The 25,748-nt window shown below is 60.7% G+C and carries 15 protein-coding genes; 5 read left to right on the top strand and 10 right to left on the bottom strand.

From position 1 onward, the window contains the following. Positions 1-15 precede the first annotated feature (15 nt). On the top strand, positions 16-441 hold the full coding sequence (gene arsC, locus BM235_RS19780; protein ID WP_090115950.1) for an arsenate reductase (thioredoxin): 426 nt from the start codon (positions 16-18) through the stop codon (positions 439-441). 112 nt (positions 442-553) lie between these two features. Here arsC and BM235_RS19775 read toward each other — a convergent pair whose 3' ends face one another. Continuing rightward, a complete protein-coding gene (locus BM235_RS19775) occupies positions 554-4,306 on the bottom strand; it encodes a cadherin-like beta sandwich domain-containing protein (protein WP_090115949.1) in 3,753 nt (1,250 codons plus the stop codon). Positions 4,307-4,454: 148 nt separating this feature from the next. Between BM235_RS19775 and BM235_RS19770 the strand changes: the two genes are divergently transcribed. Continuing rightward, positions 4,455-11,216, top strand: coding sequence for a DUF7507 domain-containing protein (locus tag BM235_RS19770; RefSeq protein WP_255374485.1), 6,762 nt, complete (start codon positions 4,455-4,457; stop codon positions 11,214-11,216). Then, positions 11,213-12,892, top strand: a complete 1,680-nt coding sequence (locus BM235_RS19765; protein WP_090115948.1) for a COG1361 family protein — start codon at positions 11,213-11,215, stop codon at positions 12,890-12,892. Before BM235_RS19770 ends, BM235_RS19765 begins: the two co-directional genes overlap by 4 nt. A 117-nt stretch (positions 12,893-13,009) precedes the next feature. Here BM235_RS19765 and gndA read toward each other — a convergent pair whose 3' ends face one another. The 4 genes from gndA to zwf all read right to left on the bottom strand — a co-directional run bounded on the left by gndA (position 13,010) and on the right by zwf (position 18,744). Beyond that, positions 13,010-14,428: an NADP-dependent phosphogluconate dehydrogenase gene (gndA, locus tag BM235_RS19760; protein ID WP_090115947.1), complete on the bottom strand. Its 1,419-nt coding sequence runs from the start codon at positions 14,426-14,428 to the stop codon at positions 13,010-13,012. 96 nt (positions 14,429-14,524) lie between these two features. After that, positions 14,525-15,190, bottom strand: coding sequence for a fructose-6-phosphate aldolase (gene fsa, locus BM235_RS19755; protein WP_090115946.1), 666 nt, complete (start codon positions 15,188-15,190; stop codon positions 14,525-14,527). Positions 15,191-15,242: 52 nt separating this feature from the next. Next, positions 15,243-17,228 (bottom strand): transketolase, encoded by a 1,986-nt coding sequence (gene tkt, locus BM235_RS19750; protein WP_090116072.1) that lies wholly within the window; start codon positions 17,226-17,228, stop codon positions 15,243-15,245. After that, complete coding sequence (gene zwf, locus BM235_RS19745) at positions 17,212-18,744, bottom strand: glucose-6-phosphate dehydrogenase (RefSeq protein ID WP_090115945.1); 1,533 nt, start codon at positions 18,742-18,744, stop codon at positions 17,212-17,214. The genes tkt and zwf overlap by 17 nt, the downstream gene beginning before the upstream one ends. A gap of 119 nt (positions 18,745-18,863) precedes the next feature. Here zwf and BM235_RS19740 point away from each other — a divergent pair, with 119 nt between their 5' ends. Beyond that, positions 18,864-19,742, top strand: a complete 879-nt coding sequence (locus tag BM235_RS19740; RefSeq protein ID WP_090115944.1) for a LysR family transcriptional regulator — start codon at positions 18,864-18,866, stop codon at positions 19,740-19,742. Positions 19,743-20,038: 296 nt separating this feature from the next. Here BM235_RS19740 and BM235_RS19735 read toward each other — a convergent pair whose 3' ends face one another. Beyond that, positions 20,039-20,422: a VOC family protein gene (locus tag BM235_RS19735; RefSeq protein ID WP_158543819.1), complete on the bottom strand. Its 384-nt coding sequence runs from the start codon at positions 20,420-20,422 to the stop codon at positions 20,039-20,041. A gap of 170 nt (positions 20,423-20,592) precedes the next feature. After that, a complete protein-coding gene (locus tag BM235_RS19730) occupies positions 20,593-21,549 on the bottom strand; it encodes a D-2-hydroxyacid dehydrogenase (protein WP_090115942.1) in 957 nt (318 codons plus the stop codon). 60 nt (positions 21,550-21,609) lie between these two features. Here BM235_RS19730 and BM235_RS19725 point away from each other — a divergent pair, with 60 nt between their 5' ends. Beyond that, positions 21,610-21,972 carry a winged helix-turn-helix domain-containing protein gene (locus BM235_RS19725; RefSeq protein ID WP_090115941.1) on the top strand — a complete coding sequence of 121 codons (363 nt, stop codon included), beginning with the start codon at positions 21,610-21,612 and terminating at the stop codon, positions 21,970-21,972. Here BM235_RS19725 and BM235_RS19720 read toward each other — a convergent pair. From BM235_RS19720 to BM235_RS19710, 3 genes are all read right to left on the bottom strand, one after another. After that, positions 21,938-24,013 carry a penicillin-binding transpeptidase domain-containing protein gene (locus BM235_RS19720; RefSeq protein ID WP_090115940.1) on the bottom strand — a complete coding sequence of 692 codons (2,076 nt, stop codon included), beginning with the start codon at positions 24,011-24,013 and terminating at the stop codon, positions 21,938-21,940. The genes BM235_RS19725 and BM235_RS19720 overlap by 35 nt on opposite strands. Before the next feature lie 380 nt (positions 24,014-24,393). Continuing rightward, a complete protein-coding gene (locus BM235_RS19715) occupies positions 24,394-24,696 on the bottom strand; it encodes a putative quinol monooxygenase (RefSeq protein ID WP_090115939.1) in 303 nt (100 codons plus the stop codon). Continuing rightward, positions 24,693-25,691 (bottom strand): helix-turn-helix transcriptional regulator, encoded by a 999-nt coding sequence (locus BM235_RS19710; RefSeq protein WP_090115938.1) that lies wholly within the window; start codon positions 25,689-25,691, stop codon positions 24,693-24,695. The genes BM235_RS19715 and BM235_RS19710 overlap by 4 nt, the downstream gene beginning before the upstream one ends. Positions 25,692-25,748: the final 57 nt, after the last annotated feature.

Below are 25,748 nucleotides of genomic sequence, written 5' to 3'. Positions count from 1 at the left end.
AAAGGAGTCTTGAAAATGAACGACAAACCGCTCGTCTACTTCCTTTGCACCGGCAATTCCTGCCGAAGCCAGATCGCCGACGGCTATCTGAAGGCGCTGGGCGACGACCGCTACGAAGTCAAAAGCGCCGGCCTTGAAGCGCATGGCCTTAATCCGCGCGCCGTCCGGATCATGAAGGAAGACGGCATCGACATCGGCGGGAACCAGTCCGACGTCATCGATCAGAAGCTGCTGAACCGGGCGACCTACGTAATCACGTTGTGCGGTCACGCGGACGAACATTGTCCCGTTATCGCGAACGACAACGTCGTCAAATGGCACTGGGGCTTCGACGATCCGGCCAAGGCGACGGGCACCGAGGAGCAAATCCTGGAGCAGTTCCGCACGGTTCGAGATTCAATTAAAGCCCGAATCGAGACGTTCGTTCGTACAGGCGCATAAAAACGTCGGTCGACGTCCAGGCTCGCTCGTTCGCGAATGGATGCTACGACAAAAGCCGCTCCTCCTATTAAAAGGAGGCAGCGGCTTCAAGTCGTTTCCGGATTAAATCCGTTTACGGCGCAATGACCAACTCATAAACGAGTGGCGGCCTGCCGTATTTGTTGACCAGTACGTAAGCGCGGGCATTTCCGCTTTCAAGCGGAATGCGGTAAATCCCCGATCCTTGCGCGGTGGCGTTCACCCATTCCCAGCCGCCGTTTTTCACCAAGTACACGCCGCCGATATACGTGTCGGAAAGATCGGCGACCGGCGTCAGCATGACTTCGGTCGATCCGGCAGGAGCCTGGCCCAGCAACAGCGTAGTTCGGGAGGCATCCGGCGCAAACGCGATCGCCGTGTCGCTCGGAATCGCCTTCCCCGACAAGCTGAGCGAGTAGCCGTCCGCCACGTCGTCTCCCTGATAGACGTCGATCGTATAGACATCGATGACCGCGCCGAGATCCAAGCGGTTCAGGCGAACGGCAATCCGGTTCCAGCCGTCGGACAGGCCGACAAGGTAGCCGCTGCCGTCATCGGCGATCGGTGCCCCGTTCGATTCCACCTGGAGCGTGCTGTACGGATCGGCGGCTTGGAGCTGCAGCCTGATCTGGTCGGTGGCTGCCGGTACGGACGCCGTGTAAGCCTTCATCCCTGCCGTGAACATCGGGACCGTCGCTCCGTTGGCGACCCCGTTCGGCGTATACAGAGACAAGCTGTTGATATACAACATGAATTGAAGCGTATAGCTCGTCGTCGTTCCGTCCCCGTTATCTCGCGCGTAAACGATACGAATCTGATTTTCGCCATACTTGAGATTCGTCAAAGCTGCAGTGCCCGCGGCGGCAATCATGTCGACGTTGCGGGCGCTCCCCTGCCTGTCGCTAAACGTCAAGCTCGCCGCATTCACGGAATTATCGAAGTGATACGTTAGGGTGATGTCGTTCGGCATGACGTCTAGATACTTCGCATAGACGAACGTGTCGGACGCTTGCGTAGATTCGCCCAAATAATAAGGGTCGACGGACGTACCGTTCGTCGCTAGGTTCCATATCTCCAATCCGGCCAGCGTCGGCGACGGGAGCTTGACGAATATCGTCACGGTGGCGGGCGCGGAAATGTCCGTGCCGTCTGAGACGGTATAGTCGAAGGTTACGGCGCCCAGCGCGTCGGCTGCCGCTTCATACTGGAACGATCCGTCCGGATTCAGCGTCAGCGAACCGAACGCGGGACCGCTTCCCGGGACCAACGCGTAGGTGAGCGGCAAGCCCGCAGGATCGCTCCCTTCAAGCTGCCCGGTCAATGCCTGGCCCGCGAGCGCGTCAAAATGAGCGGAATCGGCCATGATCGTCTTCCTTACGATCCACGTATACGTATTCGTTACGCTCTTATCCGCGGATTGGATGACGATCTCGATAGTTGTGTCCCCGGTCGCATTTAACGGAATCGTATAATTGCTCGTCTGCAGGTCGGGATAAAAATCTTGAACCGTGCCTGCAAGCCGCACCTTGATATACCGCCAATACCGCTCGCCTTCCGGGAACGTCGGCTGAAACTCGACGCTGGTCCGCGTAACGGGAACGTTCAAAGACAAACGCAGATTGGAATCCGGCGCCGCCTGACCCGTCTGCTGGCTGCCGTTCATCAACTTGACGCCGGCGAGCGTCGCGTCCACGCCGCTTCCGACCGGAAAGCGGTCCAGCGCGAGGATGTAATCGGAAGCCGTGCCGCTCTCCGACCGGACCGTCAGCGCGATCTCGACGATATCGGATGCCAGCGAGATCGGCGCGGACTGACCGAAGCCGTACGAGTTTCCGTTGATTTCCACCTTAGACCGGCTGTCAGCGGGCCAGAAGACGAGCAGCCCCTCCGTCATCGCGGCGGGAATGGTCGTTCTGAATTTACCGTCCTGCCCGGGGAATGCGCTGAAGTCGCGCTGGCCGTCGGCGCTTTTTACGGTCACGCTTGAAAGGCCGCTATTTTGAGACTGACGGTTGGCGTAAAGCGTGTACGTTTTGCTTTTCCCGCCCGCCTTAGCCGTAATGGCTATCGCGTTGGAGCCGGTCTGCATCGGCAAACTGAAGCGCCAGGAGACATTCGCCGAACTCGTCGTCTCGGGCAATGCGGGGACGGCGGCACCGTTGACCAGGATAACGGGAGCCTCCGCCGCGTTCAGCGTCAGGTCCACCGAAGCGATATCGCCGGGCACGCTGATCGGCGCGGACAGGCCGGCGCTTCCGAAGTCGACTTGCAGATGAGCCGGTCCAACGGCAATGTCAGCAACGTCGAGGAGCTCCCTCGTGATCATGACGCTATAATGGCGCGCAAGCGATCGGTCCGGGGACACCACCTGAACGTCGACGGTATTCGCCCCATAGTCCAGCGCTACCGATCGTCCTCCGCCTGACGGCGTTTCCCCGTTTACCGTGATCGAGGCTGCCGAATCCATCGCGACAGGGCGAATCTCTACGCTGGCTACGCTGGCGTTAACGACAACCGCGTAGCTCAATCGATTTTGCGAAAAGGCCGGGCTCAACGCCGCACCGGATATCTCCAATGAAGCAAGCCTCGACTCGGAAGACAGCGTCGGTGCCGGCGTTGCCGCCGGCACGGCGGACGACGCTTGATTCGCCGTCTTGTCCGTCAGGAATTGCCGCTTCTGCGATTCAGTCATTTGCGACAGCAGTGCGGCCTCGGCCTTCGCCTCCGCCTCCGCCGCCGCTTTCTTGTTCGCGGACAGCCGCTCCTGCTTCGCTTGCTCGATCGCCGGCAGTTGATCCGCGAGTCGATCCTGAAGCGTCTTCAGCTTGGCAGCAGCCTCCTCGGCCAGCTTCTTGACGGCTTCGGCTTCTCGCTGCTTGACGCTTTCCTGCTTCTGTTTGTCCGCTTCCGTCAGCTGAAGATCGGACTTATCCAGATTGAACGCCGTCCCTTTTTCCCGCTCGATCTGCTTGATCTGCGAGAGATCGAGCTTCTTTTGCTCGATCGCCTGCTTGGCGAAGACGCCAGTCAGATCGAGCGCGTTCTGCATGAACCGGGCGAGATCCTCGGCGGTAGCGCCTAGCGACGACGGCAGCTTGTCCTGCGCGAACCGGGCCGACATCTCCCGATTTTCATCGTCGATCTTGGACTTGCTTCGGAGCAGCGAGGCGACGACTGAAGGCGGCATCCCTTGCACAAGATCGGGGATGTTTATGAGCGTCACCTGGTCTCCGTCGGATGGATCGCCGTAAGGCAGCGCCAGAATCTCTTGCGTCGGATACAGGTTCAGCGTCTTGTCTCTCGCGTCGGCGCCTCCGGTCTTCGCGAATTGAACGACGCCCGACAGCACAGCTGTTTTAGTCGCGCCGGATTCGGGATGAACCGCAGCGTAAAAAGCCGTCCCGCGCACGCCCATGACCGCCGTCGGCGTCTCCAGGCGGAAGTCGTCCTCTTTGCTCTTGATCGACTTCACGTCCACCCATGCAGTCCCCTTCAGCATGCTCACCCGGGTGACCGTTCCTTTTTTGTCCGACAGCTTCGAAAAGGCGAGCGTCGTATCGTCGCCGACGCTGAGCAGGTCGTCCTGCGACGTGCCGTTGGCGAATTGAAGCTCGGCTGCCCCGTCGCTCCCGGTCGTCAGCTTGTCCCCCTGGTTCAGGCTCAGCTTCGCGAACGCCTTGAACGTCTTGGCCCCTCCCGCCTTCTGCACTTGCACGTCTCCGCTCAATGTCCTGATCACCGCGATGCGCGACGACCCGGCCGCGTTCGCTTCCTTGCCGAACGTCAACGATACGGGTACGCCGATCAATAAAAATACGAGCGCGAAAATCCCCCAGCTGCGAATCATGGCTCCACTCCCTCTATGTACGCAGAACGAGGCTCGATTTAGACACCTCAGCCCTTGAAAAACTTGTCATAATTACTCGATTATAATCGAATAACTGGAAATGCAGCTACCATCATTTATCGCCTTCCTTCTTCATATAGTTCAAATAATGCGCGCAAGCCAAGGTGCTTGGTTATCGCTAACGGGATGGAGAGGAGGTGTTCCCAATTCCGCTTATCGTCCGGGCGACTTTCAATGCGACGGGCGCCATTACGTTCACCGGCAACACGCTCGGCTCAGCCGCTCCGATACGCCGGGCACGCCGGGCACGCAGGACAGCATCGGCGCTTTTACGACGACCACTTCTGCTTCGCAATTCGGTACCTATCCGACAGGAACAACGAGCAATTATCTGAACAACAGTTCCGCCGCCATCCTCGTCTTGCCTGCCGGGAGTACCGTCCTGTATGCGGAGCTGATCTGGGCGGGCAGTTACATCAACGGCAACGTCAATCTCAGCGCGTCGAACAACGATCCTGTCAGTTTCACGACGCCCACCGGATCGTTCAGCGTCTCTCCGGATTCAGCAACGAGCAATTCCGTCGATCTCGGCAACGGCGCATTCGCTTATGTGAGATCGAACAACGTTACCTCGCTCGTCCAGGCGGGAGGCGCCGGCACTTACACGACCGGCGGCGTCGTCGGTACGATCGTGGTCAACGGCGACTCGACGGCCAACCATGCGGGCTGGACGCTTGGCGTCGTGTATCGGAATTCGGCGCTGCCTTTTCGCAATCTTTCTCTTCGGGCGGGCGCCGTCTTCGTTCAAGCCTCGTCAAGTCCCGTCAATACGACGTTGACCGGCTTCGCCACGCCGAGTACGGGCGTGCCCGGCGGCAGAGCGCTATTTAGCGCGCAGGAAGGAGACGCGAACCGGACGGGCGACCAGGTCCTGTTCGGACCGACCGCCGCTTCGCTTGTCGCTTTGTCCGGGCCGAACAATTTTGCCGCGAATTTCTTCGCCTCGCAGATCAACAACAACCTCGGACAGCTCAACACGACGGGGACGTTCGGCACGCGCAACCAGACCAACGGTGCGCCCGGCTCGAATATCGTCGGCGGCCGGCAAGGCTGGGACATCACCAACGTGGATCTTGAGGCCCGGCTTACGAACGGCCAAACGTCGGCCGTACTCAGCCTGAGGACGTCCGACGATGCCTACGTCGTGAACGGCGTCGCCATTCAGATCGATATCCAAGCGCCAACGGTCACGGTGTCCAAGAGCTCGAACGTGACGGGGGCGATCGTCGGCGATGTCGTGACGTATTCGGTGCTCGTCGGCAATACCAGCACGACGGATGCGGTCAGTGTCGTGCTGACCGATGCCTTATCCCCCGGCGCCTCCTTCGTTGCTGGCAGCGTCGTCGTAGCGGGCGTCGCAAGACCGACCCTTGATATCACGACCGGCGTGTCCCTGGGATCGATTGCGCTCGGTGCCTCGGTGACGGCCACCTATCAGGCGCGCGTCGCTTCGTTGCCGAGTCCGCAGCAGCTGTCCAACATCGCCAACGCAGCGTTTACGTTCCAGAGCGTCGGCGGCGGACCAAACCTGTCCGGCGTCGTGCCATCGAATACGTACACGATTCCCGTCTATTCGCCGGTGCTGGCGATGACCAAGACTGCGAGCACGGCAAACGCCACCGTCGGCAGTCTCGTCACTTACACAGTCGCGATCGCGAATTCAGGCAATATCGGCGCGACGACGACGTTTTTCGACAATATCCCGGCCGGCTCGTCGTACGAAGCGGGTACTTTCCGATTGAACGGCGTGCTCGTCCCTGGCGCGAATCCGGCCTCGGGGGTCGCGATCGGCACGATCGCGGCCGGCGCTACCTCAACGGTGCTGTTCCAGGTGCGCGTCAATGCGCTGCCCGCCCAGTCTCAACTCGTCAACCAGGCGACGGCCACGTACACGTTCCAGCCGCCGGACCTGCGCACCGTATCCGGCTCGGCGTCGTCCAACGCGGTCACCGTCCCCGTTAGACTGCCTAACGTCAGCGTCGTCAAGAGCGTCAGCCTGACGGACGTCGCCGTCGGCGAGACGTTGACCTATACGTCGGTCGTCGCGAACAACGGCACCGAAGCGATCTCGAACGCGATTCTGAGCGACGCGCTCCCGGCCGGGACTTCGTTCGTAGCGGGAAGCGTCACCGTCGCCGGGCAATCCCGCCCCTCCGCATCGCCGGCCAGCGGCATCGCTATAGGCACCGTCGCCGCCGGCGCCCAGGTCGTGATAACCTTCCAGGCGCAGGTCGTGTCTCTGCCAAGTCCGGCGCAGCTGAGCAACCAGTCGACCGTCTCTTACAGCTTGGGAACGTTCAACGGCCAATCGCTGTCCAACACGACGACGACGCCGGTCTACCAACCGATCGTCACGCTCGCGAAAAGCGCCGACCGGACGAACGCTACGGTCGGAGACACCATCCTCTATACGCTTAAAGTCGCGAATTCGGGCAATATCGCGGCCGCCCAGGTTACGCTGACCGACAATATCCCGGCCGGCTCAAGCTTCGTCCCCGGAAGCGTCACGGTCGGCGGCGTAACGCAGCCGTCCGCTTCGCCGCTGACCGGCATTCCGCTCGGCACGATCGCGATCGGCGGTTCCGTAAACGTGACGTTCCAGACGCTGCTCGGCTCGCTTCCTTCTCCGCCGGCGCTCGTGGACCAAGGAGCCGCGGGTTTTACTTACCAGCTGCCTAGCGGACGAACGTTGGCCGGCTCGGCGTTGTCCAACACCCTGACTATCGGCGCCTCAGCGCCGAACGTCACCGTAACGAAGTCGGCGAATTTCGCGAACGCGGCGGTCGGCGACACGATCGTCTACACGATCGTCACTGCCAACAACGGCATAACGCCCGTGACGAATGCGGTCTTGACCGACTCGGTCCCTGCCGGCGCGGCCTTCGTGCCGGGCAGCCTGACGATCGGCGGCGTAACGTCGCCCGCCGCCAATCCGTCCTCGGGCGTGCCGCTCGGGACGGTGAATCCAGGCGCGCCAGTCACCGTCGTTTTTAGCGCGACCGTCGTCTCGCTGCCGAATCCGGCTCAACTGTCCAATCAAGCAACCGTCGGCTTCACGTCCGGCGCGTTCCAGGGCACATCGGCTTCGGCGCCTGCCGTCACCGCCGTTTACCAAGCCTCGCTGACGCTGACGAAGAGCGCCAGCGCGACGCGGACGACCGTAGGCGATACGTTTACCTATTTCGTGACGGCGACCAACGCCGGCAATGCCGCCGCGCAAACGACGATTACCGATCCGCTGCCGCCTTCTCTTACGTTCCAGACCAACAGCGTCTTGGTCGGGGATACGCCGACGCCGGGCGTCAGTCCCGCCACGGGCATTCCGCTCGCCGTCGGCCCCGGGCAGACGGTCGTCGTCAGTTTCGTCGTGACGATCAATTCGCTGCCGCCGTCCCAGCGGCTGGACAATCAAGCGTCCGCGTCGTATACGTACGCGCTGCCGGACGGCCGGCAAATACCGGGTTCGGCGGCTTCCAACACGCTGTCCGTTCCGGTCTCCGCGCCCGACGTGCGCGTGGTCAAAGCCGTCGCGCCGGCTTCAGGCATCGTCGGCGATACGCTGACGTTCAGCGCCGTCGTCACGAACAACGGGATCGCGGCGGTGAACAATGTCGTATTCAGCGACCCGCTCCCGGCGAACGTCTCGTTCGTGCCCGGAAGCGTGCGCGTGGGCGGCGCCGCGAGGCCGTCCGCGAATCCGTCGTCCGGCATTTCAATCGGAGCCTTGGCCCCCGGCGCTTCGGCTACCGTCACATTCGAGGTGATAATCACGATGGCGATACCGTCTCAGATCACGAACCAATCGACGGTCGGATTCACATCCGGCGTCTTTTCGGGCACGTCGGCTTCCAATACGACCGTCACTCCCGTGTACCAGCCCCAGATCGCGCTCGTCAAAAGCGCGAGCACGAGCAACGCGACCGTCGGCGATACGATCGTCTATACCATTACCGCGACCAATTCGGGCAACTTCGGCGCAAGCGTGACCGTCACCGACACGATCCCCGCGGGCACCACGTTCTCGGCCAACAGCGTCATCGTCGACGGCGTCCCGCAGCCGGGCGCCACGCCGACCTCGCCGATCCCGATCGGCATCGTCGTGCCAGGACAGACCGTCGTCGTCACCTTCTCCGTCGTCGTCACCTCTTTGCCGACGCCTCAGCAACTGTCCAATACGGCTTCGGCCGTGCTTACCTACGTGCCGCCTGACGGCCGCACGATCACCCAGAACGTGACGTCCAACACGGTCGCTTTCCCCGTGTCCGCTCCGAATGTCTCCGTATCGAAATCGACGCCTTCGATATCCGTGGCGCTCGGAGACACGATCACTTACACCGTGACCGTGCTTAATAGCGGCATTGAAGCCGTCACGATCGTCCTGTTGACGGATCCTGTGCCGGCCGGCGCGGCATTCGTGCCCGGCAGCGTCATCGTGAACGGCGTTCCCGCTCCTTTGGCGGTGCCGTCGGGCGGCATCCAGTTAGGCACGCTCGCGCCGAGCGGAACGGCGACGGTCGTGTTCAGCGTCAGCGTCGTCTCGGTGCCGGAGCCGGCTCAAATCGCCAACCAAGCGTCCGTCGGCTTTACCTCGGGCGCGTTCTCGGCCGCGACCTTTTCCAATGTCGTCTCCACGCCCGTCTATCAACCTGAGATCTCCGTATCGAAAGCGGCCAACACCGCCAACGCCACGGTCGGCGATACGGTGACGTATACGCTGACGGTATCGAATTCGGGCAACTATCCCGCGACGACGACCTTGACGGATAATGTGCCGGCGGGCACCGTTTTCGTGCCGAACAGCGTCATCATCGGCGGTTTTCCCATTCCCGGCTCCGATCCGTCGACCGGTATCGCCCTCGGACCGATCGAAGCCGGCGGGACGCGCACGGTCACGTTTTCCGTCGTCATCGACACGCTCCCTTCGCCGCAGCAGCTCGTCAACCAGGGCACGGCCGCCTATTCGTTTACGCTGCCCGATACGCGTACGTTAACGGGGTCCGCCTTATCCAATACGGTGACGATACCGGTATCCGCGCCCAACGTCGCCGTATCCAAGAGTACGCCGACGGCTGCCACGACGATCGGCGATACGGTGACGTACGCGACAGTCATCGCGAACAACGGCATCGCCAGCGTGAACAACGTCATTTTCACCGATCCGTTCCCGGCCACCACGGCATTCGTGCCGGGCTCGCTGACGGTCGACGGCGTCCCTCGTCCAGCCGCGAACCCGGCGACGGGGATCAGCATACCGATGATCGCGCCCGGCGCGACGGCGACGGTGGCGTTTAACGTGACCGTCACTTCGCTGCCGCCGTCCCAAACGCTATCCAATCAATCGACGGTGACCTTCACGTCCGGTGTGTTTTCAGGCGTCACCTTCTCGAATACCGTCACGACGCCTGTATACATCCCGATCCTGTCCGCGGCGAAGACCGCCAGCACCGCCAACGCGACGGTCGGCGACACCGTCTCTTATACGATCGCTTTATCGAATTCGGGGAACTACCCGGCGAACGTGACGGTGACGGACAATATTCCCGCAGGCACGACGCTCGTGCCGAACAGCGTGCTGATCAACGGGCAGCCTTCCGCAGGCGCCGATCCCTCCGCGGGCATCCTCGTACCCGGCGTCGCTACGACGGCGACGGTCACGTTCTCCGTCGTCGTCGTCACGCTTCCGCCGGGCCAACTGCTGTCGAACCAGGCTTCCTCGACTTATGCCTATACGCTTCCGGACGGACGCACGTTCGGCGGTGCGTTTGTATCGAATCTGCTCGTCGTGCCGGTGAGCGCGCCGAACGTCGGCGTGGCGAAGTCCGCATCGGCGACCGACGCCGTCGTCGGCGACAACCTCGTTTATACGGTCGCCATTCAGAACAATGGCATCGTGACCATCAATAACGTGCTGCTGAACGATCCGACGCCGAGCGGCGCGATCTTCGTCCCCGGCAGCGTGACCGTCGACGGCATACCGCGGACGAACGCGAATCCGGAGGCCGGCATCGCGCTCGGTTCGATCGCGCCGGGCGCCGGCACGACCGTCGCGTATACGATCAATGTCACCTCGCTGCCGGATCCCAGTTCGCTCAGCAACCGCGCCTCCGTCAGCTTTACGTCCGGCGCGTTCTCCGCGACGACGTTCTCCAATACGGTCGTCACGCCGGTCTACCAGCCGATCATCGCCATGCTGAAGTCGGCGAGTACGACGAACGCGACCGTCGGCGATACGGTCATCTATAGCATCAACATCACGAACACGGGCAATCTGGCGGCCGATCTGACGTTGACGGATACGATTCCTGCCGGTACCGCATTCGTGCCGAACAGCGTCCTTGTGAACGGCGTGCCGCAGCCAGGCGCGGATCCGTCCGGCGGCATAGCCGTCGGCCTTGTGCCCCCGGGCGGAAGCGTCAATGTGACCGTCACGCTCGAAGTGACCGTAGATGCGCTCCCTTCGCCGCAGCAGCTGTCGAACCAGGCGACGGCCACCTACACGTATTCGCCGCCTGACGGACGCGTGCTGACGGGAAGCGCCGTTTCGAACACGCTCATCATCCCGGTGTCCGCGCCGAACGTCGTCGTGACGAAGAGCACGGACGCCATCGACGCCATCGTAGGCGACGTCATCACGTATACGATCCTGGTGTCCAACAGCGGCATCGAAGCCGTGAATAACGTCGTGATCGTCGACCCCGTCCCCGTCGGCACGGTATTCGTAGACGGCAGCGTCACGGTCGACGGCGCCGCGCGGCCCGGAGCCAACCCGAATACGGGCATCGCGGTCGGCTCGATCGCGGCCGGCGCTACGGTCACCGTTACGTTCCAGGTCAGGGTCGTTACGATATGACGCCCCTCCTGCCGGATCCGTATTTGCGCAATCAATCGCATGTCCGGTTCACGTCGGGACTATACCCGTCCATTGCCTATTCGAACGTCGTCTCCATTCCGTTGTTCGGCCCGGCGATCACCGTCCGCAAGACGGCTGACGCCGCGCAAGCCGAGCTGGGGTCCACGATCGTCTACCGCGTGGCCGTCGCCAACGACGGCAATGCGCCCGCAGACGTCGCGCTGTACGATCCGTTGCCGGCGGGCACGTCCGTCGTATCGAACTCGGTGTTGCTCGACGGCGTGCCTCTGCCCGGTGCGGATCCGCCTTCGGGAATTCCGCTCGGCAGCCTCGCGCCGGGCGGGCGAGTGGCCGTCTCGTTCCAGCTCGTCGTAATCGCGATTCCCGAATCCCGCACGATTGCCAACCGGGCTCGCGCCGAATTCTCTTTCGCCACGCCTGAGGGCAGAATCTCGCGTGGCGAAGCGGAATCTAACGAAGTAACGGTTCAGGTCATCGGCATCAAGGTGTCTGCGTCGATCCGCACGCGATGGAGTCAGACGTTCGCGGGAGACGTCGTCTACTACGACTTGGTCGTGATGAACGAAGGCGCGGGGCCGGTCTCCGGCGTTAATGTCGTCGTGTCGCTGCCGCAGGGTTTGACCTTTCTGGCCGGCAGCGTCACGGTCGACGATGTCCGCGCGCCCGGTGCTGTTCCGGCATCGGGCATCGCGGTCGGGACGATCGCCGCGGGCGGCTCGGCGGTCGTGACGTTTGCCGGGCAGGTCGGCGATCTGCCCGACGGCAGCGTCCTGCAGGTAAACGCGCTGGTATTCTATTCGACGTCGGGCGAGATCGATTCGACCGGCACGAACACGGCTTCCGTCGTCGTCGTCAAGCCCGAGGCGACGCTGACGATGACCGCCAGCCCGGACCAGGCCGCGCCCGGCGACCCGATTACGTACACGCTGGTCGCCTACAACGCATCGCGCATCGCGATCGAAGCGACGCTGCAGGATCTTTTGCCGGCGGGGCTAATATTTGTCGCAGGCAGCGTGACCGTCGCCGGCATCCCGGCCGCTTACGCATCGCCCGGAACCGGCGTTCCGCTCGGCACGATCAGCCCCGACGGCCGGGTCGTCGTCGCCTTTCAAGCGCGTGTCCCGCCGCTCGCAAGCGGTGACGGTCAACTGCCGGAATATACGAATCAGGCGCAATTGATTTATGCTTTTCGGCTGAACGACGGACGCGCGGTGCGTGCGGTCGCCGTGTCCGATACCGTCATTACCCGCGTCGTCTCGCCATTTATCGCCGTCGGGGTAAAGGGTGATCCATCTGAGGTTTATCCGGGAGACGATATCGTTTACCGTGCGGAGGTGACCAACAAAGGCAATGTCGCGGCATCCGTCTTCCTGGAAGGGCTGGTGCCTGCCGGCACCCGGCTCGCGGGCTTCGGCATTCAAGTCGACGGCGCGCCGACGGCGATACTGCTGGACGGTTCGGCCGCGCTTGGCGCTCTAGAACCGGATCAAAGCAAAAGGATCGGCTACCGCGTCACCGTTCCCGAGGACACGATGCTGGAATCGGTCGAAGGCTTTTTGACGGCAAGATATACGTTCGCATTGAACGGCCGGGAGCATGCCGGCACGTCGAAGTCGAACGAATATAGCGTGTCGGTCGAGGGTATCGAAGAATGAGGTCGGTATCTAAGAATGAGATCGGCACGTTATGCTACGGCTTTAAGAAGCACGCTAGGGTACGCTAAAAAGCACGCCGCGTTCGCGGCGTGCTTTTTAGATGTTGAACGCTTAGTATTATTGCTGGCCGCCGATCCATTGGTAATGGAAGCTGCCTTCGCGGTCGAGCCGCTCGAACGTGTGCGCGCCGAAGTAATCGCGCTGCGCTTGGAGCAGGTTGGCCGGCAAGCGCTCCGTACGGTAGCTGTCGTAGTACGCCAGCGCCGAGGCGAAGGCAGGTACCGGTATGCCTCTCGTCACGGCCGCGGCGACGACTTTGCGCCATGCGCCTTGATAGTCGCGCACGACGCCGCCGAAGTACTCGTCGAGCAGCAGGTTTTGCAGCGCCGGATCGCGGTCGTACGCATCCTTGATGTTCTGCAGGAAGCCGGCGCGAATAATGCAGCCGCCCCTGAAAATCATCGCGATGCCGCCATAGTTCAGATCCCAGCCGTAGGCGTCCGAAGCGGCGCGCATTTGCGCGAAGCCCTGGGCGTACGAAGCGATCTTGCTGGCGAACAGCGCCTGGCGCACGGCTTCGATGAATTCCTTAGGGTCGCCGTCGTAGCTCGAAGCTTCCGGTCCGGTCAGCTTGCGGCTGGCAACGGCGCGCTCGTCCTTCATCGCCGACAGGAAGCGGGCGAAGACGGATTCGGTGATGATGGACAGCGGCACGCCCAGATCGAGCGCGCTTTGGCTCGTCCATTTGCCCGTCCCCTTTTGACCTGCCGAATCGAGGATGACGTCCACCATCGGCTTGCCCGTTTCCGGATCGGTCTTGGAGAAAATATCGGCCGTGATCTCAATCAGGTAGCTGTCCAGCTCGCCTTGGTTCCACTCGGTGAAAATCTCGTGCAGCTCGTTGGCGCCGAGGCCGAGCACGTCCTTTAGCAGGTGATAAGCTTCGCCGATCAACTGCATGTCGCCGTACTCGATGCCGTTATGGACCATCTTGACGTAGTGACCGGCGCCGTCGGCGCCGATATACGTCGAGCAGGGGTCCCCGTTGACTTTGGCGGAGATTGCCGTCAAGATCGGCTCGACGAGCGCGTAAGCGTCTTTTTGGCCGCCCGGCATGATCGCGGGACCGTGCAGCGCGCCTTCTTCCCCGCCGGATACGCCTGCGCCGATGAACCGGAAGCCTTTTTCTTGCAAGGCTTTATTTCTGCGCTGCGTGTCAGGGAAGTAGGCATTGCCGCCGTCGATCAGTATGTCGCCTTGATCCAGGTATGGCACCAGCTGCTCGATCGTGTCGTCGGTCGGCTTGCCTGCTTTTACCATGATCAGGATTTTGCGAGGCGTCTCCAACGATTGAACGAATTCTTCGACGCTATAAGCGCCGACGAAGTTTTTCCCCTTCGCCTCTTCCAGCAGTTCCTTCGTCTTCTCGGGCGAACGATTGTATACCGCGACCGAGAATCCTTTGCTTTCAATATTCAAGGCCAGGTTTTTGCCCATGACCGCTAGTCCCACGACGCCGATTTGCTGCTTGCTCATCTTTCCCCATCCTCCCGTGCTTCATGCTCTCTCTATTTGATGGAAACTGTTTATATTGAAAATTTCGTTTAAAGCCATTCCCGCAACAAAATGCGATTATTGAACCGCTTTTTTCCAATCCGCGGCGAACTTCTCCATGCCCTGCTCGGTAAGCGGGTGCTTGGTGAGCTGTTCGATGACCGAGAACGGAATCGTAGCGATATGCGCGCCGGCCATAGCGACCCGGGTGACGTGGTCCGGATGACGGACGGAAGCCGCGATGATCTGCGCGTCCAGATTATGGATGCGGAACAGCTCCGCGATCTTCGCGACGAGCAGGACGCCGTCTTCGGAGATGTCGTCCAGGCGGCCGAGGAACGGCGACACGTAGGTGGCGCCTGCACGCGCGGCAAGGAGCGCTTGGTTGACCGTAAAGATCAGCGTGACGTTCGTCTTGACGCCTTTCTTGGTCAGGTAACGGCAAGCTTCGAGGCCGGCCAGCGTCATCGGCAGCTTGATCGTGATGTTTTTGTCATTGTTGTTGATCTTGATCAGCTCGTTCGCCTGGGCGATCATCTCTTCTGCCGTGAGGGCGTCCGGCGTGACTTCGGCGGATACGGATTCGACCTCCGGCACTTCCTTCAGGATCTCTTCGATGCGGTCTTCGAACTTCACGCCTTCCTTGGCGACCAGGGAAGGGTTCGTCGTGACGCCGGACAGGACGCCGATCTTGTACGCTTTTTTGATGTCAGCCAGGTTAGCGGTATCGATGAAAAACTTCATGATTCAAAAACCTCCGTTTTTTTAGGTTTGGATAATACCATGCCGTTACAAATTATAGCAGTTCTTTGGCGATGCGGACGACATTAGAGGCGGAAAAGCCGAAGTACTCCATGACCGCGCCGCCGGAGCCGGATGCGCCGAACGTATCGATGGACAATACTTTGCCTTCTTTGCCGACATAGCGGTCCCAGCCGAGCGAGATGCCCGCTTCGATCGACACGCGCTTCGAGACCGCGTCGGGAAGCACCGATTGCTTGTAGGCTTCCGGCTGCCGGTCGAACAATTCGCGGCTCGGCATCGCGACGACGCGGACGGAGACGTTTTCCTTTTCTAGCTCCGCCTTCGCGTTTACGGCCAGAGATACCTCGGAGCCGGTAGCGATCAGGATAAGGTCCGGCTGCGCGTTCGTCTCGGTCAGCACGTAGGCGCCTTTCGCGACTTGCTCGCGGTTTGCCTTCGTCTGCTCGAAGGTCGGCAGATTCTGACGGCTTAGGATCAGCGCGACAGGCCCCTCCTGCTGGGTCAGCGCATACGCCCATGCGTTCGCCGTCTCGTTGGCGTCCGACGGACGGATGACCGTCAGGCCGGGAATCGTGCGGAGCGCGGCCAGATGCTCGACCGGCTCATGGGTAGGACCGTCTTCGCCGACTGCGATCGAGTCGTGCGTGAAGACATAGACGACCGGCAGCTTCTGCAGCGCGGCAAGCCTGATCGAAGGGCGCAGGTAGTCGCTGAAGACGAAGAACGTGCTGACGAAGGCATTGACGCCGCCATGCAGCGCCATGCCGTTGCCGGCCGCGCCCATCGCATGCTCGCGAACGCCGAAGTAGACGTTGCGACCGGCGTAGGAATCGATCGCGAACTTCGGCTCGCCCTTGATGTCGGTCATCGTCGAATGCGACAGGTCTGCGCTGCCGCCGAAGATGGACGGCACCTTTTTCACGTAGTGGTTGATCGCTTCTCCGCTCGCCACGCGCGTCGAGATCGACTTCGCCGCGTCGAATGTCAGGATATCGCCGTCTTCGAGCGTTACCTTGCCGCTAATCGCCGAAGCGAGCTCTTGGCCGAGCGCCGGATGCGCCTCGCCGTAAGCGGACAGCAGCTTTTGCCAAGCTTCTTCTTTGGCCGCGCCCTCACGTTTCAGGAGTTCGAAGTGCGCGCGGACTTCGTCCGGCACCGTGAAATCTTCTTCGTATTCCCAGCCGTAATTCAGCTTCGTCGCTTTCGCTTCTTCGAGGCCGAGCGGGTTGCCGTGCACCTTGTGCGTGCCGGCCGACTTGCTGCCGTATCCGATGATCGTGCGGATCTCGATGATCGTCGGTTGATCGCCTTGCGCCTTCGCCTCGGCGATCGCTGCGGAGATCGCCGCCAGATCGTTGCCGTCTTCGACGCGCAGGTATTGCCAGTTCGCGGATTCGGCGCGCTTCTTCACGTTTTCGCCGAAGCTGAGGTTCAGGTCGCCATCCAGCGAGATATCGTTGGAATCGTACAGCACGATTAGCTTGCCCAGCTTCATGTGTCCGGCCATCGACATCGCTTCGTACGAGATGCCTTCCATCAGGCAGCCGTCGCCGACGAGCGCGAAGGTATGATGGTCGACGACCGGGAAGCCGGATTGATTGAACTTCGAAGCCAAGTGCGCTTCGGCCATCGCCATGCCGACCGCCATGGCGATCCCTTGGCCAAGCGGCCCGGTGGTCGCGTCGACGCCGTCCGTGTGACCGAACTCGGGATGCCCCGGCGTTTTGCTGTTGAGCTTGCGGAACTGCTTCAGGTCATCGATCGTTACCCCGTAGCCGAACAGATGAAGCAAGCTGTAGAGCAACGCGGAGCCGTGTCCGGCCGACAGCACGAAGCGGTCGCGGTTGAACCATTTGGCGTTCGACGGGTTATGATTCAAATGCTCGGACCAGAGGGCGTACGCCATCGGGGCAGCCCCCATCGGCAGGCCGGGATGGCCGGAGTTGGCCGCGTTGATGGCGTCGATCGACAGCGTGCGGATCGTATCGACGGACAGTTGTTCAATGGTTTGCGTGATAGGCATAGTTTGCTCCTTCTTTGCTTTCGGATTTAGGCAAGGCTTCGGATTCTTCGTCGTACCACCAGTGGTATCCGTCTTCGGCGAGCAGCGCATCCGACTCTGCCGGTCCGTGACTGCCGGCGGCATAGCTGCGGAGCGGCACCGAGTTTTCGGCGAACGCGTCCAGCATCGGCTGTACATACTGCCAGGACAGCTCGACTTCGTCCCAATGCGCGAAGAACGTCGGATCGCCCTTCAAGGCGTCGCCGATCAGGTTTTCGTAGGCTTCGGGAGAATCGGCCGGCGTCGAATGCAGGTCGATATGGATCGGCTTGAAACCGCCTTGCGGGCCCGCTTCCTTCGTGTTCAGCCGGAGCGTGATGCTCTCTCCGGGGCCGATCTCGATGACGAGCAGGTTCGGCGCGACGCCGTCTTCCGTTTGCGACCAAGCCTGCTTCAGCGGCTCCTTGAACTCGACGACGATACGAGTCGATTTTTTGTTCATGCGCTTGCCTGTGCGAATGTAGAAAGGCACCCCGCGCCAATCGCCGTTGTCGATGCGCAGTCTGGCGGCGATGAACGTGTCGTTCATGGAGTCCGGCGCGATACCCGGCTCGGTCTTGTAGCCCTCGACCGGTTGACCGCCGATGCTGCCTGCCGCGTATTGGCCGCGTACGAGATGCAAGCCGACGTCTTCCTTCGCCACGGGGACCAGCGCTTCCATGATCTTTTTCTTCTTAAACCGTACTTTCTCGGAGCTGCTGTCGTACGGCAGATGAATCGCCGCCATCATGAGCAGCTGCAGCAGGTGGTTCTGGAACATGTCCCGGATCGCGCCGACGTGATCGTAGTAGCCCGCCCGCTCCTCGACGCCGACCGACTCGCTGGCCGTGATTTGCACGTTGGCGATATAACGGTTGGTCCACAGCGCCTGAATGACCGGGTTGGCCTGCTGCAGCGATTCGAGGCGCTGCACGACCGGCTTGCCGAGGTAATGGTCGATGCGGAAAATTTCTTCCTCTGCGAACGATTCGGATAGCTTCGCGTTCAGCGCCCGGGCCGATTTAAGGTCATGGCCGAACGGCTTTTCGATGACGAGCCGCTTCCATCCGTTTGCCGAGCCGAGCCCGCTCGCCCGAATGTTGTCCGCGATCGGCTCGAAGTGCTCGGGTCCGACGGACAGGTAGAACAGCCGGTTCGGCGGCATCTGCAGCGCTTGTTCGCGCGATTCGACGAGCGCGAGCAGTTTGCGGTAGTCCTCCTCGCGGCCGATATCGAGCACGCTGTATCGGAAGGCTTCCAAGAATGCGTTCAGCTTTTCCTTGTCGGCGGGCTCCGTTCTGGAAAACTGATATAGCGACCGTTCGACGGCGGCTTGGAATACTTCGTCGGTCCATTCCCTTCTGCCGAGTCCGACGACGGAGAAGGCTTGCGGCAGCTTGCCGCGTACGAACAAGTTAAACAGGGCGGGATAGATTTTGCGCTTGGCTAAATCCCCGGTTGCCCCGAACAATACAAAGGTAGTCGGCTCCATCTTCCTTCTCCTTCCCCGAGCGAGGATCCGCTCTGGTTTCTTTTTTGTATTTTCACTATAATACGAATCGAAGCCATACAAGTAATCAATATATTTCACAGGAGATATAGACCATGTCTATGGGTAACAATTACGAGCTGTACAAAGTGTTCTATTGGGCGGCGAAAACGGGAAGCTTGACGCAGGCGGCAAAGGCGCTGTATTTGACCCAGCCCAGCGTGAGCCATGCGATCAAGCAGCTGGAGGAAAGCTTCGGCGTCTCGCTGTTCTATCGCAATTCCAAAGGCGTCGAGCTGACGCAGGAAGGCATGGTGCTGTATTCGTACATCGAGCAATCTCAAATTCTGATCACGCTGGCGGAGGAAAAAATGGCCGCGCTCAAAAACCTGGACAGCGGCGAGCTCAGAATCGGCGGCAGCGATTCGCTGTTCAAGCATTACGTGCTGCCGTATCTGGAGCAATTCCACGAGCGTCATCCGGGCGTCAAGCTGCATCTGAACCATGGCACGACGCCCGAGGTGATCACGTTTCTGAAGGAAGGCCGAATCGATCTCGGCGTCGTTCGCATGCCGATCGTCGATCCGCAGCTGCAGGTGACGGAAAGCTTTCAACTGCAGGACTGCTTCGTCGCCGGCTCCCGATATGCCGAGCTGAAAAACGAAGTGCTGACGCTCGACGCGCTGCTTCAATATCCCATTATTTTGTTTTCCCGCAATAGCCGCGCCCGGATGACGATTACCGAGGTCTTTCACAACTACGGCTACTCCATTAAGCCCGAGATCGAAGTCGGCAGCGTCGATTTGCTCATCGAGTTCGCGCGGCGCGGGCTTGGTATCTCCTACGTGACCAGGGAGTTCGTATCCAAGGAGCTTGAGGAGGGCTCGCTATTCGAGGTGTCGCTCGACATCCCGCTCCCGCCGTCGCACGTGGGATTGTTAACGATGCGAAATATGCCGCTGTCGAGCGCGGCTCATGCTTTTATCGGCTTGGTGAAATAAGGAGAACCCCAACTAATTAATCCGCCCAAACCGCGGCCGTAGGCGGACTGTAGATCCGCTATTTGGCTTGAAATGAGGAAATTGTGCTCGCTTTCGGACAGAGAATCCGTTATTCGAGTTATTCATGGCATATTCGACTGGTTTTGTATAAAATAACGGACCTCCGGTCCGCTGAGCTATGAAAATGGCTTCAAAATCGTAAATAACGGCTTTACAGTCCGTTTCAACGAACAGACTCAGCAACAAAAAAACGAGCACGCAGCATTAAACGCTGCATGCTCGTTAGATTAATATCATTAAATACCTTGATTCAACTCGATCACATTGCCCGCGGGATCTCGGAGATAGGCGACGCGGTGGCCCCATTCCGGCGTGTCGCGAGGCGGCTGAACGAATGGGACTCCCTTCGAACGCAGCTCCTCGTACGCCGCATCGACATTTTCTACGCGGAAAACGAGCGCGACTTGATCCCGCCCGCTGAAAGGCAGCGTCCTCGATCTGACTTCAATCGGGTCGTCTGCCATTGGCGTTTCAAGCGCGAAGCTGACGTCTCCTGTCGCAAACTCAGCAAAAGGCGTCGTCTCATCCCCGTGACGGACTTCGAGTCCCATGGCATCGCGGTAAAACAAAAAACATTCATGGATATTCGGCGCCAGCAGTCGAACATGCGCAAGCTTCAAACCGATCCCTCCGTCCAACGTATTAGATGGAATCAGTCTACCATGCCGCGAACGACCGCGTTTCTCTTCGATTGCTGTATTCGATAAAAGTCTCAGCTAGAAACAAACGATGCCGCTCGCTCCGGCGCACCGAAGTAGTCTCCGTTAGAAGCATTCAGCCCGCCTCCCTCTCACACCACCCGGTTCGCCGACTGCCCCGCCAAATATGCCTCCAGGTTGCCGACGGCGGTCGCCATCAGCCTCTCTCTGGCTTCCCGGGTCGCCCACGCCTGATGCGGCGTGATGATGCAGTTGGCGGCCGACAGCAGCGGATGGTCTGCCGGCGGCGGCTCCGCGGACAGAACGTCCAGCCCGGCGCCGGCGATGCCGCCGGCGTTCAGGCAGTCCGCGAGGTCCTGCTCCGCGATCAAGCGGCCGCGCGCCGTGTTGATCAGGAAGGCGGATCGCTTCATCCGCGCGAGGCTGTCGCGGTTGATCAATTCTTCCGTCTCCGGCGTGAGCGGGCAATGCAAGCTGACCACGTCCGAGCTTTCCAACAGCTCGGGCAAGGAAGCCCATTCGAAGCCTTGGAACGGCGGTGGCCCGTCGGGATGGCGCTTGTAAGCCGCGACCTTCATGCCGAATGCATGCGCGATGCGCGCGACCGCTTCGCCGATGCGACCGTAGCCGACGATTCCCATCGTCTTGCCGCTCAGTTCGGCGAGCGGCATTTTCCAGTAGCTGAAGTCGGGACTGCTTGCCCATTCCCCTGCCTTGACGGAGCGATCGTGCAGCCCGGCGTGCTGGCAAAGCTCGAGTAACAGAGCGAACACGGATTGAGCCACGGAGTCGGTCCCGTAACCCGGCACGTTCGTAACGGCGATGCCACGCTCGCCGGCCGCCCGGACGTCAACGATGTCGTACCCGGTCGCCAGCACGCCGATATATTCGAGCGCAGGCAGCTTCGCGAGCAGCTCTGCGCGGAGGGGCGTTTTATTGGTCAGCACGATACGCGCATCGCGAGCCCGTTCCTCCGCGAATGCCGGAGCCGTCCGATCGTATACTTCCACTTGACCCAGACGTTCGAACCCGCGCCAAGACTGGTCGCCCGGATTCAGCGTATAGCCGTCAAGCACCACGATTTTCACATCGATTCCCTCCTCTTAAAGCGTTTCGCACGATCTCGGTCCTTACGATACTAAGAAACGATGAAACTCGACATCGGTCTCGATGCCCCGATAACGGCAGCCGACCTCGCCGAAGTCGCACTGGATCCGATCAGGCAGGTGCTCACCGTCCGCGATTCGGCCTATCCTTTTACGGACAAAGTGTTCAAATGCGTCGAGCTGCTCCTGCGAAGAGAACGGAGATTCGTCGGCAAAGAGGAAATCGCACGCTGCGTATGGCCCGAACGAACCGGCGAGGACGGGAGCCCGGCGGCCGGCGCCGAAAAGATCAACTCTCTTCTGTACCGGATCCGCAAAAAAACGGGTCCCGTCCTCACCATCGAAAACGCCCGCGGGAAAGGGTTCGTGCTCAGCCTTTCATCGCTTGCTGAAAAATACGTTTGACCTTCGGCGTAACATAGGTGCTGCCCCCGCGCCCGCTGACGTCTTCAACCATAACGGCCAGCAGCAGCTTGGGATCGTTCGCGTCAAAGCCGACGAACCACCCGTTTTCTTCGCCCTTTACGCCCTTACTCGCCTTGAGCTCGGCGGTGCCTGTCTTGCCTGCGATCGACGCCCCTTGAATATAAGCGCCGTGACCGACGCCTTCTGGACTCGTCACCGCCTGGACGAGATCCTTCTTCAAGATGTCCGCCGATTCGGGCGTCATCGCGGCCGCCTTCCATACCTGCGGCGAATCCGGATCGTCCTCCAGCGTCAGCCGCGGATAGGCGATATTGCCTCCGTTCACGATCGCCGAGAAAGCCAGCGCCACGTGCAGCGAAGTCATCGTCACCTCGCCTTGCCCATAGCCCGAGTCCGCGAGCTGAATCTCGCTTTTGAGGCCTTTGTTGGACAGCTGCGACTTGGCCAGCGGATAGACGATCGGGATCGCTTCGCCGATGCCGAACTTGGCTGCGTCCTCCGCGAATTTGTCCTTGCCCAGCGCGAGCGCCGCCTGCGCGAAGTAGATATTGTCCGAATAAGTGAGCGCCTTGGACAAGTCGACCGGATTGACGGCGTGAACCCGCTTCACGTAATAGCTGCCCCACGAGCCGTCCTTCGTCCACCTCAAACCGGAGATCTCGACCGCTTTGTCCGGATCGAGCGTCCCCGCGTCCAGCCCCAGCGCGGCGGTAACGATCTTGAACGAGGAGCCTGGCGCGTAGCCTTTGGAAAACCGGTTCAGGAACGGATGGCGCGGATCGTCGTTCCACGCGGCGTACTGCTTGGCGGACAAGCCGTGCACGAAGGCGTTCGGATCGTAGGACGGACTGCTGAGCAGCGCCAGCACTTCGCCGGTTCGAGGCTCGATCGCCGCAGCCGACGAGGCATCCGCCTTAATCTCCTCGTAAATCGTTTTTTGCAGGCCCGCGTCCACGGTCAGCTGGTACGACGTTCCCGGCACGGCCGCCTTTTCGGCGAGTACCGATTTGCGCTGGCCGCTCGCGTCTTCGATCGCCACGACGACGCCGTCCGTCCCCCTTAATTGATCCTCAAGCACTTGCTCCAGCCCCGCTTTGCCGATAACGTCCCCGGTCTTGTAGCCCTTGTCCTTGAGACGCGCGAGCTGCTCGGCGTTGATCTCTCCGACGTATCCGGTCAAATGGGCCGCGGCTTCGCCGAGCGGGTATACGCGGAGCTTCTTCTGCTGAAAAAGAACGCCGGGCACGTTGTCGAACGCGTCCATGTCGGCCTCGTCCACGATGCCGATCGGCACGAACAGCTCCGGCTTGACCCATGAAGCGCCGAGCTTGCGATCGATATCCGCCACGGTAATGCCGAGCTTGGCGGCGACCTGGGCTTTGACCGCCGCCGGGTCGTCTCCGAGCTTACCCGGGACGATGCCAAGCTGCGGCGCCGTTCCGTTCACGGCGAGCCCTTCGCCCGTGCGATCGACGATCTCGCCGCGTTCGGAGGCCAGCGCCTGAACGCGAACCTTGTCCCCGTCCTTCATCTCGGAGAATATCATCGACGAATCCCAGTCGATCCGCCACTTCTGTTCCTCGCCGTCCAACGTTTTCCTCGCCGTACCCTCGTGCTTGAACGTCACGGGACCTGCGACCGTATTCATGCTGACGGCATATTGGAATTTCTGAACGACCGGTCCGGCCGAAGCGGTCGAGGCCGGCGACGCCGAAGACGAGCTCGCAGGCGCCGGGGAGACATCCTCGACCTCCAGCTTCTCCGCCTTGATGCCCTCGTATATTTTGCCGTAGCGCTCCGCGAATTGCTCCGCTGTCAGCTTAGTTCTGGCGTCCGGCGTGAGCATCGCGTACATGCCCGCATAATCGAGCTGCTGCCAATCCTTCAGGTAGGCGCCGATCGCGTCTTCGGCCGTCGGCTCCGGCGTCGGTTCCGGCGTTAGGTCGTTTCCGCCGCCTTTACATCCGCTTAACACCGTCACGAACAGCAGGGCTGGAATCGCCCATTTGCGTATTTTCATTTTCCCGCCTCCCGGCTCGAGTTGTCCGCTATCGAAGCTGCTTCGACCGATTCGACCGCGATCGATTCGAATGCGATCGTTTCTATTGCTATCATAGAGCGGCAACTCTTTCCATTCAATAGAAGAAAAATGATAGACGGGTGATAAGGGAAAGGAGCGGCGGAGAAAAACGCCATTTCACGCGATTATCGGACGGCGTCCCGGATCGCCTGGTTGATCCGTTCCCGCTTGCGCAGCAGCCATTCGGCGTCGCGCGGGTACGCTGCGAAGGTGAGCGGAATCCGCCCTCGCCGCTTACGCCCGCAAAAAAACCTTGAACGGCTCGTCGCCGTTCAAGGTTTGAATGCGGAATCCTCTCCGTTAAGGATGCCCCGGAATGATTAAAATCCTTTGCCGCCGAGCGGCTTGACCTTAATTCCGCCCGCCTCCGCGATCAGCGGCCTGCAGCGGCCGATCAGCTCGCGCACTTGTTCGTTTTGCAGGCTGGCAGCATGCGCTTCCCGACTCTCCCACAGCTCCGTGATCCACAGCACGTCGGGCTCATCCTCAGCCTCATGAAGGATATAATAAATGCACCCTTCCATGCCGCTCAGCGTATCGCTTGACGCCAGCATCATGCCGGCGAGCTCCTCCCGCTTCCCGGGTATGGCCGTCAGTTTTCCGAACATCGCGAATTTGCTCATCGTTTTTCCACCTCTCCACATTCATTCGAAGACTGCATCGCCTCGTAGTGTACGAGCAACCGCGCGGTAGCTTCCCGCATCCGCGAGACCAGCAGCGCGGATTCGATCCGTAAGGCCGTACCGTATGGCATCAAAAAATATGGCACGTACGTCGTCAGCGTCGACCGCTCCAATCGAAAAGTCGCCGTTTCCAGCTCACGCTCGGTCAGGGCATGTCCAAACAGCCAATGCCGGCATAGCTCGTTCAGCACCTGCTCCTGGCTATGGATCCGAACCGTCTCCCACTCCGCCTGATCTTTTGAATCCCGAAGCAGCTGACCGAGCAAGTAGTCCTTGGCCGAAAAGGATGCCGGCCGCTCGAAACGCCTGTCCGTCTGCCGCAGTCCGCGTATGCGGTCAACCCGGAAGCTTCTGACGTCCTCCCGGTATCCGCAAAGTCCGACCGCATACCAAGTGCCTTTCCAATAGACGATGCCGTACGGATCGAACAGGCGCGCGGGCGAAGTCTCGCCTCTCCCTTTGTCGTAATCCATTTCCAGCGTGCGTCCTTTGCCCGCGGCCTCCTCCAGCGACTGCAAGTACGACTGATAGGCGCCGTCGAGCGGCGGTTCGATCACCGACAGCCCGAGACCGTGTCGCTCCAACGCATCCAGCTGCTCGTCGTTCGCATATCGCTTCAGCTTGTCCGTCGCTCTGTCCAGCGCGTCCGAATGCGGATAACCCGCTTCCTTGGCGAATATCGCAGCGTGGACCAATCCCTTCTGCTCGTCGGCGTCGAAGACGAGAGGCGAATCGGCGAATCGGCTCAGGATCGTGTATCCGCCGTTCGGCCCCGAATCCGCGACGATCGGCACGCCGCTGGCGCATAGCGAATCGATGCAACGGTAAACGGTCCTCACGTGAATATCGAGCGCTTCCGCCAATTGCTTCGCTGTCTTGCGCCTGCCGGATCGCAGCATCCACAAAATCGACAGCATGTTATCCGCTTTGGTCATGGCCTACCCGCTTCCGATCGTCTTGGTCGTTAACCTTTACGTCCTATTGTAAGTCAA

The sequence above is a fragment of the Cohnella sp. OV330 genome, from assembly GCF_900112065.1.
Classification (GTDB): Bacteria; Bacillota; Bacilli; order Paenibacillales; family Paenibacillaceae; genus Cohnella.
This window is presented reverse-complemented; position numbering and strand designations above follow the sequence as displayed.

Bases quoted from the DNA above. Each gene is read 5' to 3' on its own strand.
- BM235_RS19710 (WP_090115938.1), bottom strand. From the start codon at position 25,691: ATGACCAAAGCGGATAACATGCTGTCGATTTTGTGGATGCTGCGATCC.
- arsC (WP_090115950.1), top strand. From the start codon at position 16: ATGAACGACAAACCGCTCGTCTACTTCCTTTGCACCGGCAATTCCTGC.
- BM235_RS19740 (WP_090115944.1), top strand. From the start codon at position 18,864: ATGGGTAACAATTACGAGCTGTACAAAGTGTTCTATTGGGCGGCGAAA.
- BM235_RS19715 (WP_090115939.1), bottom strand. From the start codon at position 24,696: ATGAGCAAATTCGCGATGTTCGGAAAACTGACGGCCATACCCGGGAAG.
- gndA (WP_090115947.1), bottom strand. From the start codon at position 14,428: ATGAGCAAGCAGCAAATCGGCGTCGTGGGACTAGCGGTCATGGGCAAA.
- BM235_RS19770 (WP_255374485.1), top strand. From the start codon at position 4,455: ATGCGCGCAAGCCAAGGTGCTTGGTTATCGCTAACGGGATGGAGAGGA.
- BM235_RS19720 (WP_090115940.1), bottom strand. From the start codon at position 24,013: ATGAAAATACGCAAATGGGCGATTCCAGCCCTGCTGTTCGTGACGGTG.
- BM235_RS19775 (WP_090115949.1), bottom strand. From the start codon at position 4,306: ATGATTCGCAGCTGGGGGATTTTCGCGCTCGTATTTTTATTGATCGGC.
- BM235_RS19765 (WP_090115948.1), top strand. From the start codon at position 11,213: ATGACGCCCCTCCTGCCGGATCCGTATTTGCGCAATCAATCGCATGTC.
- BM235_RS19725 (WP_090115941.1), top strand. From the start codon at position 21,610: ATGAAACTCGACATCGGTCTCGATGCCCCGATAACGGCAGCCGACCTC.
- zwf (WP_090115945.1), bottom strand. From the start codon at position 18,744: ATGGAGCCGACTACCTTTGTATTGTTCGGGGCAACCGGGGATTTAGCC.
- fsa (WP_090115946.1), bottom strand. From the start codon at position 15,190: ATGAAGTTTTTCATCGATACCGCTAACCTGGCTGACATCAAAAAAGCG.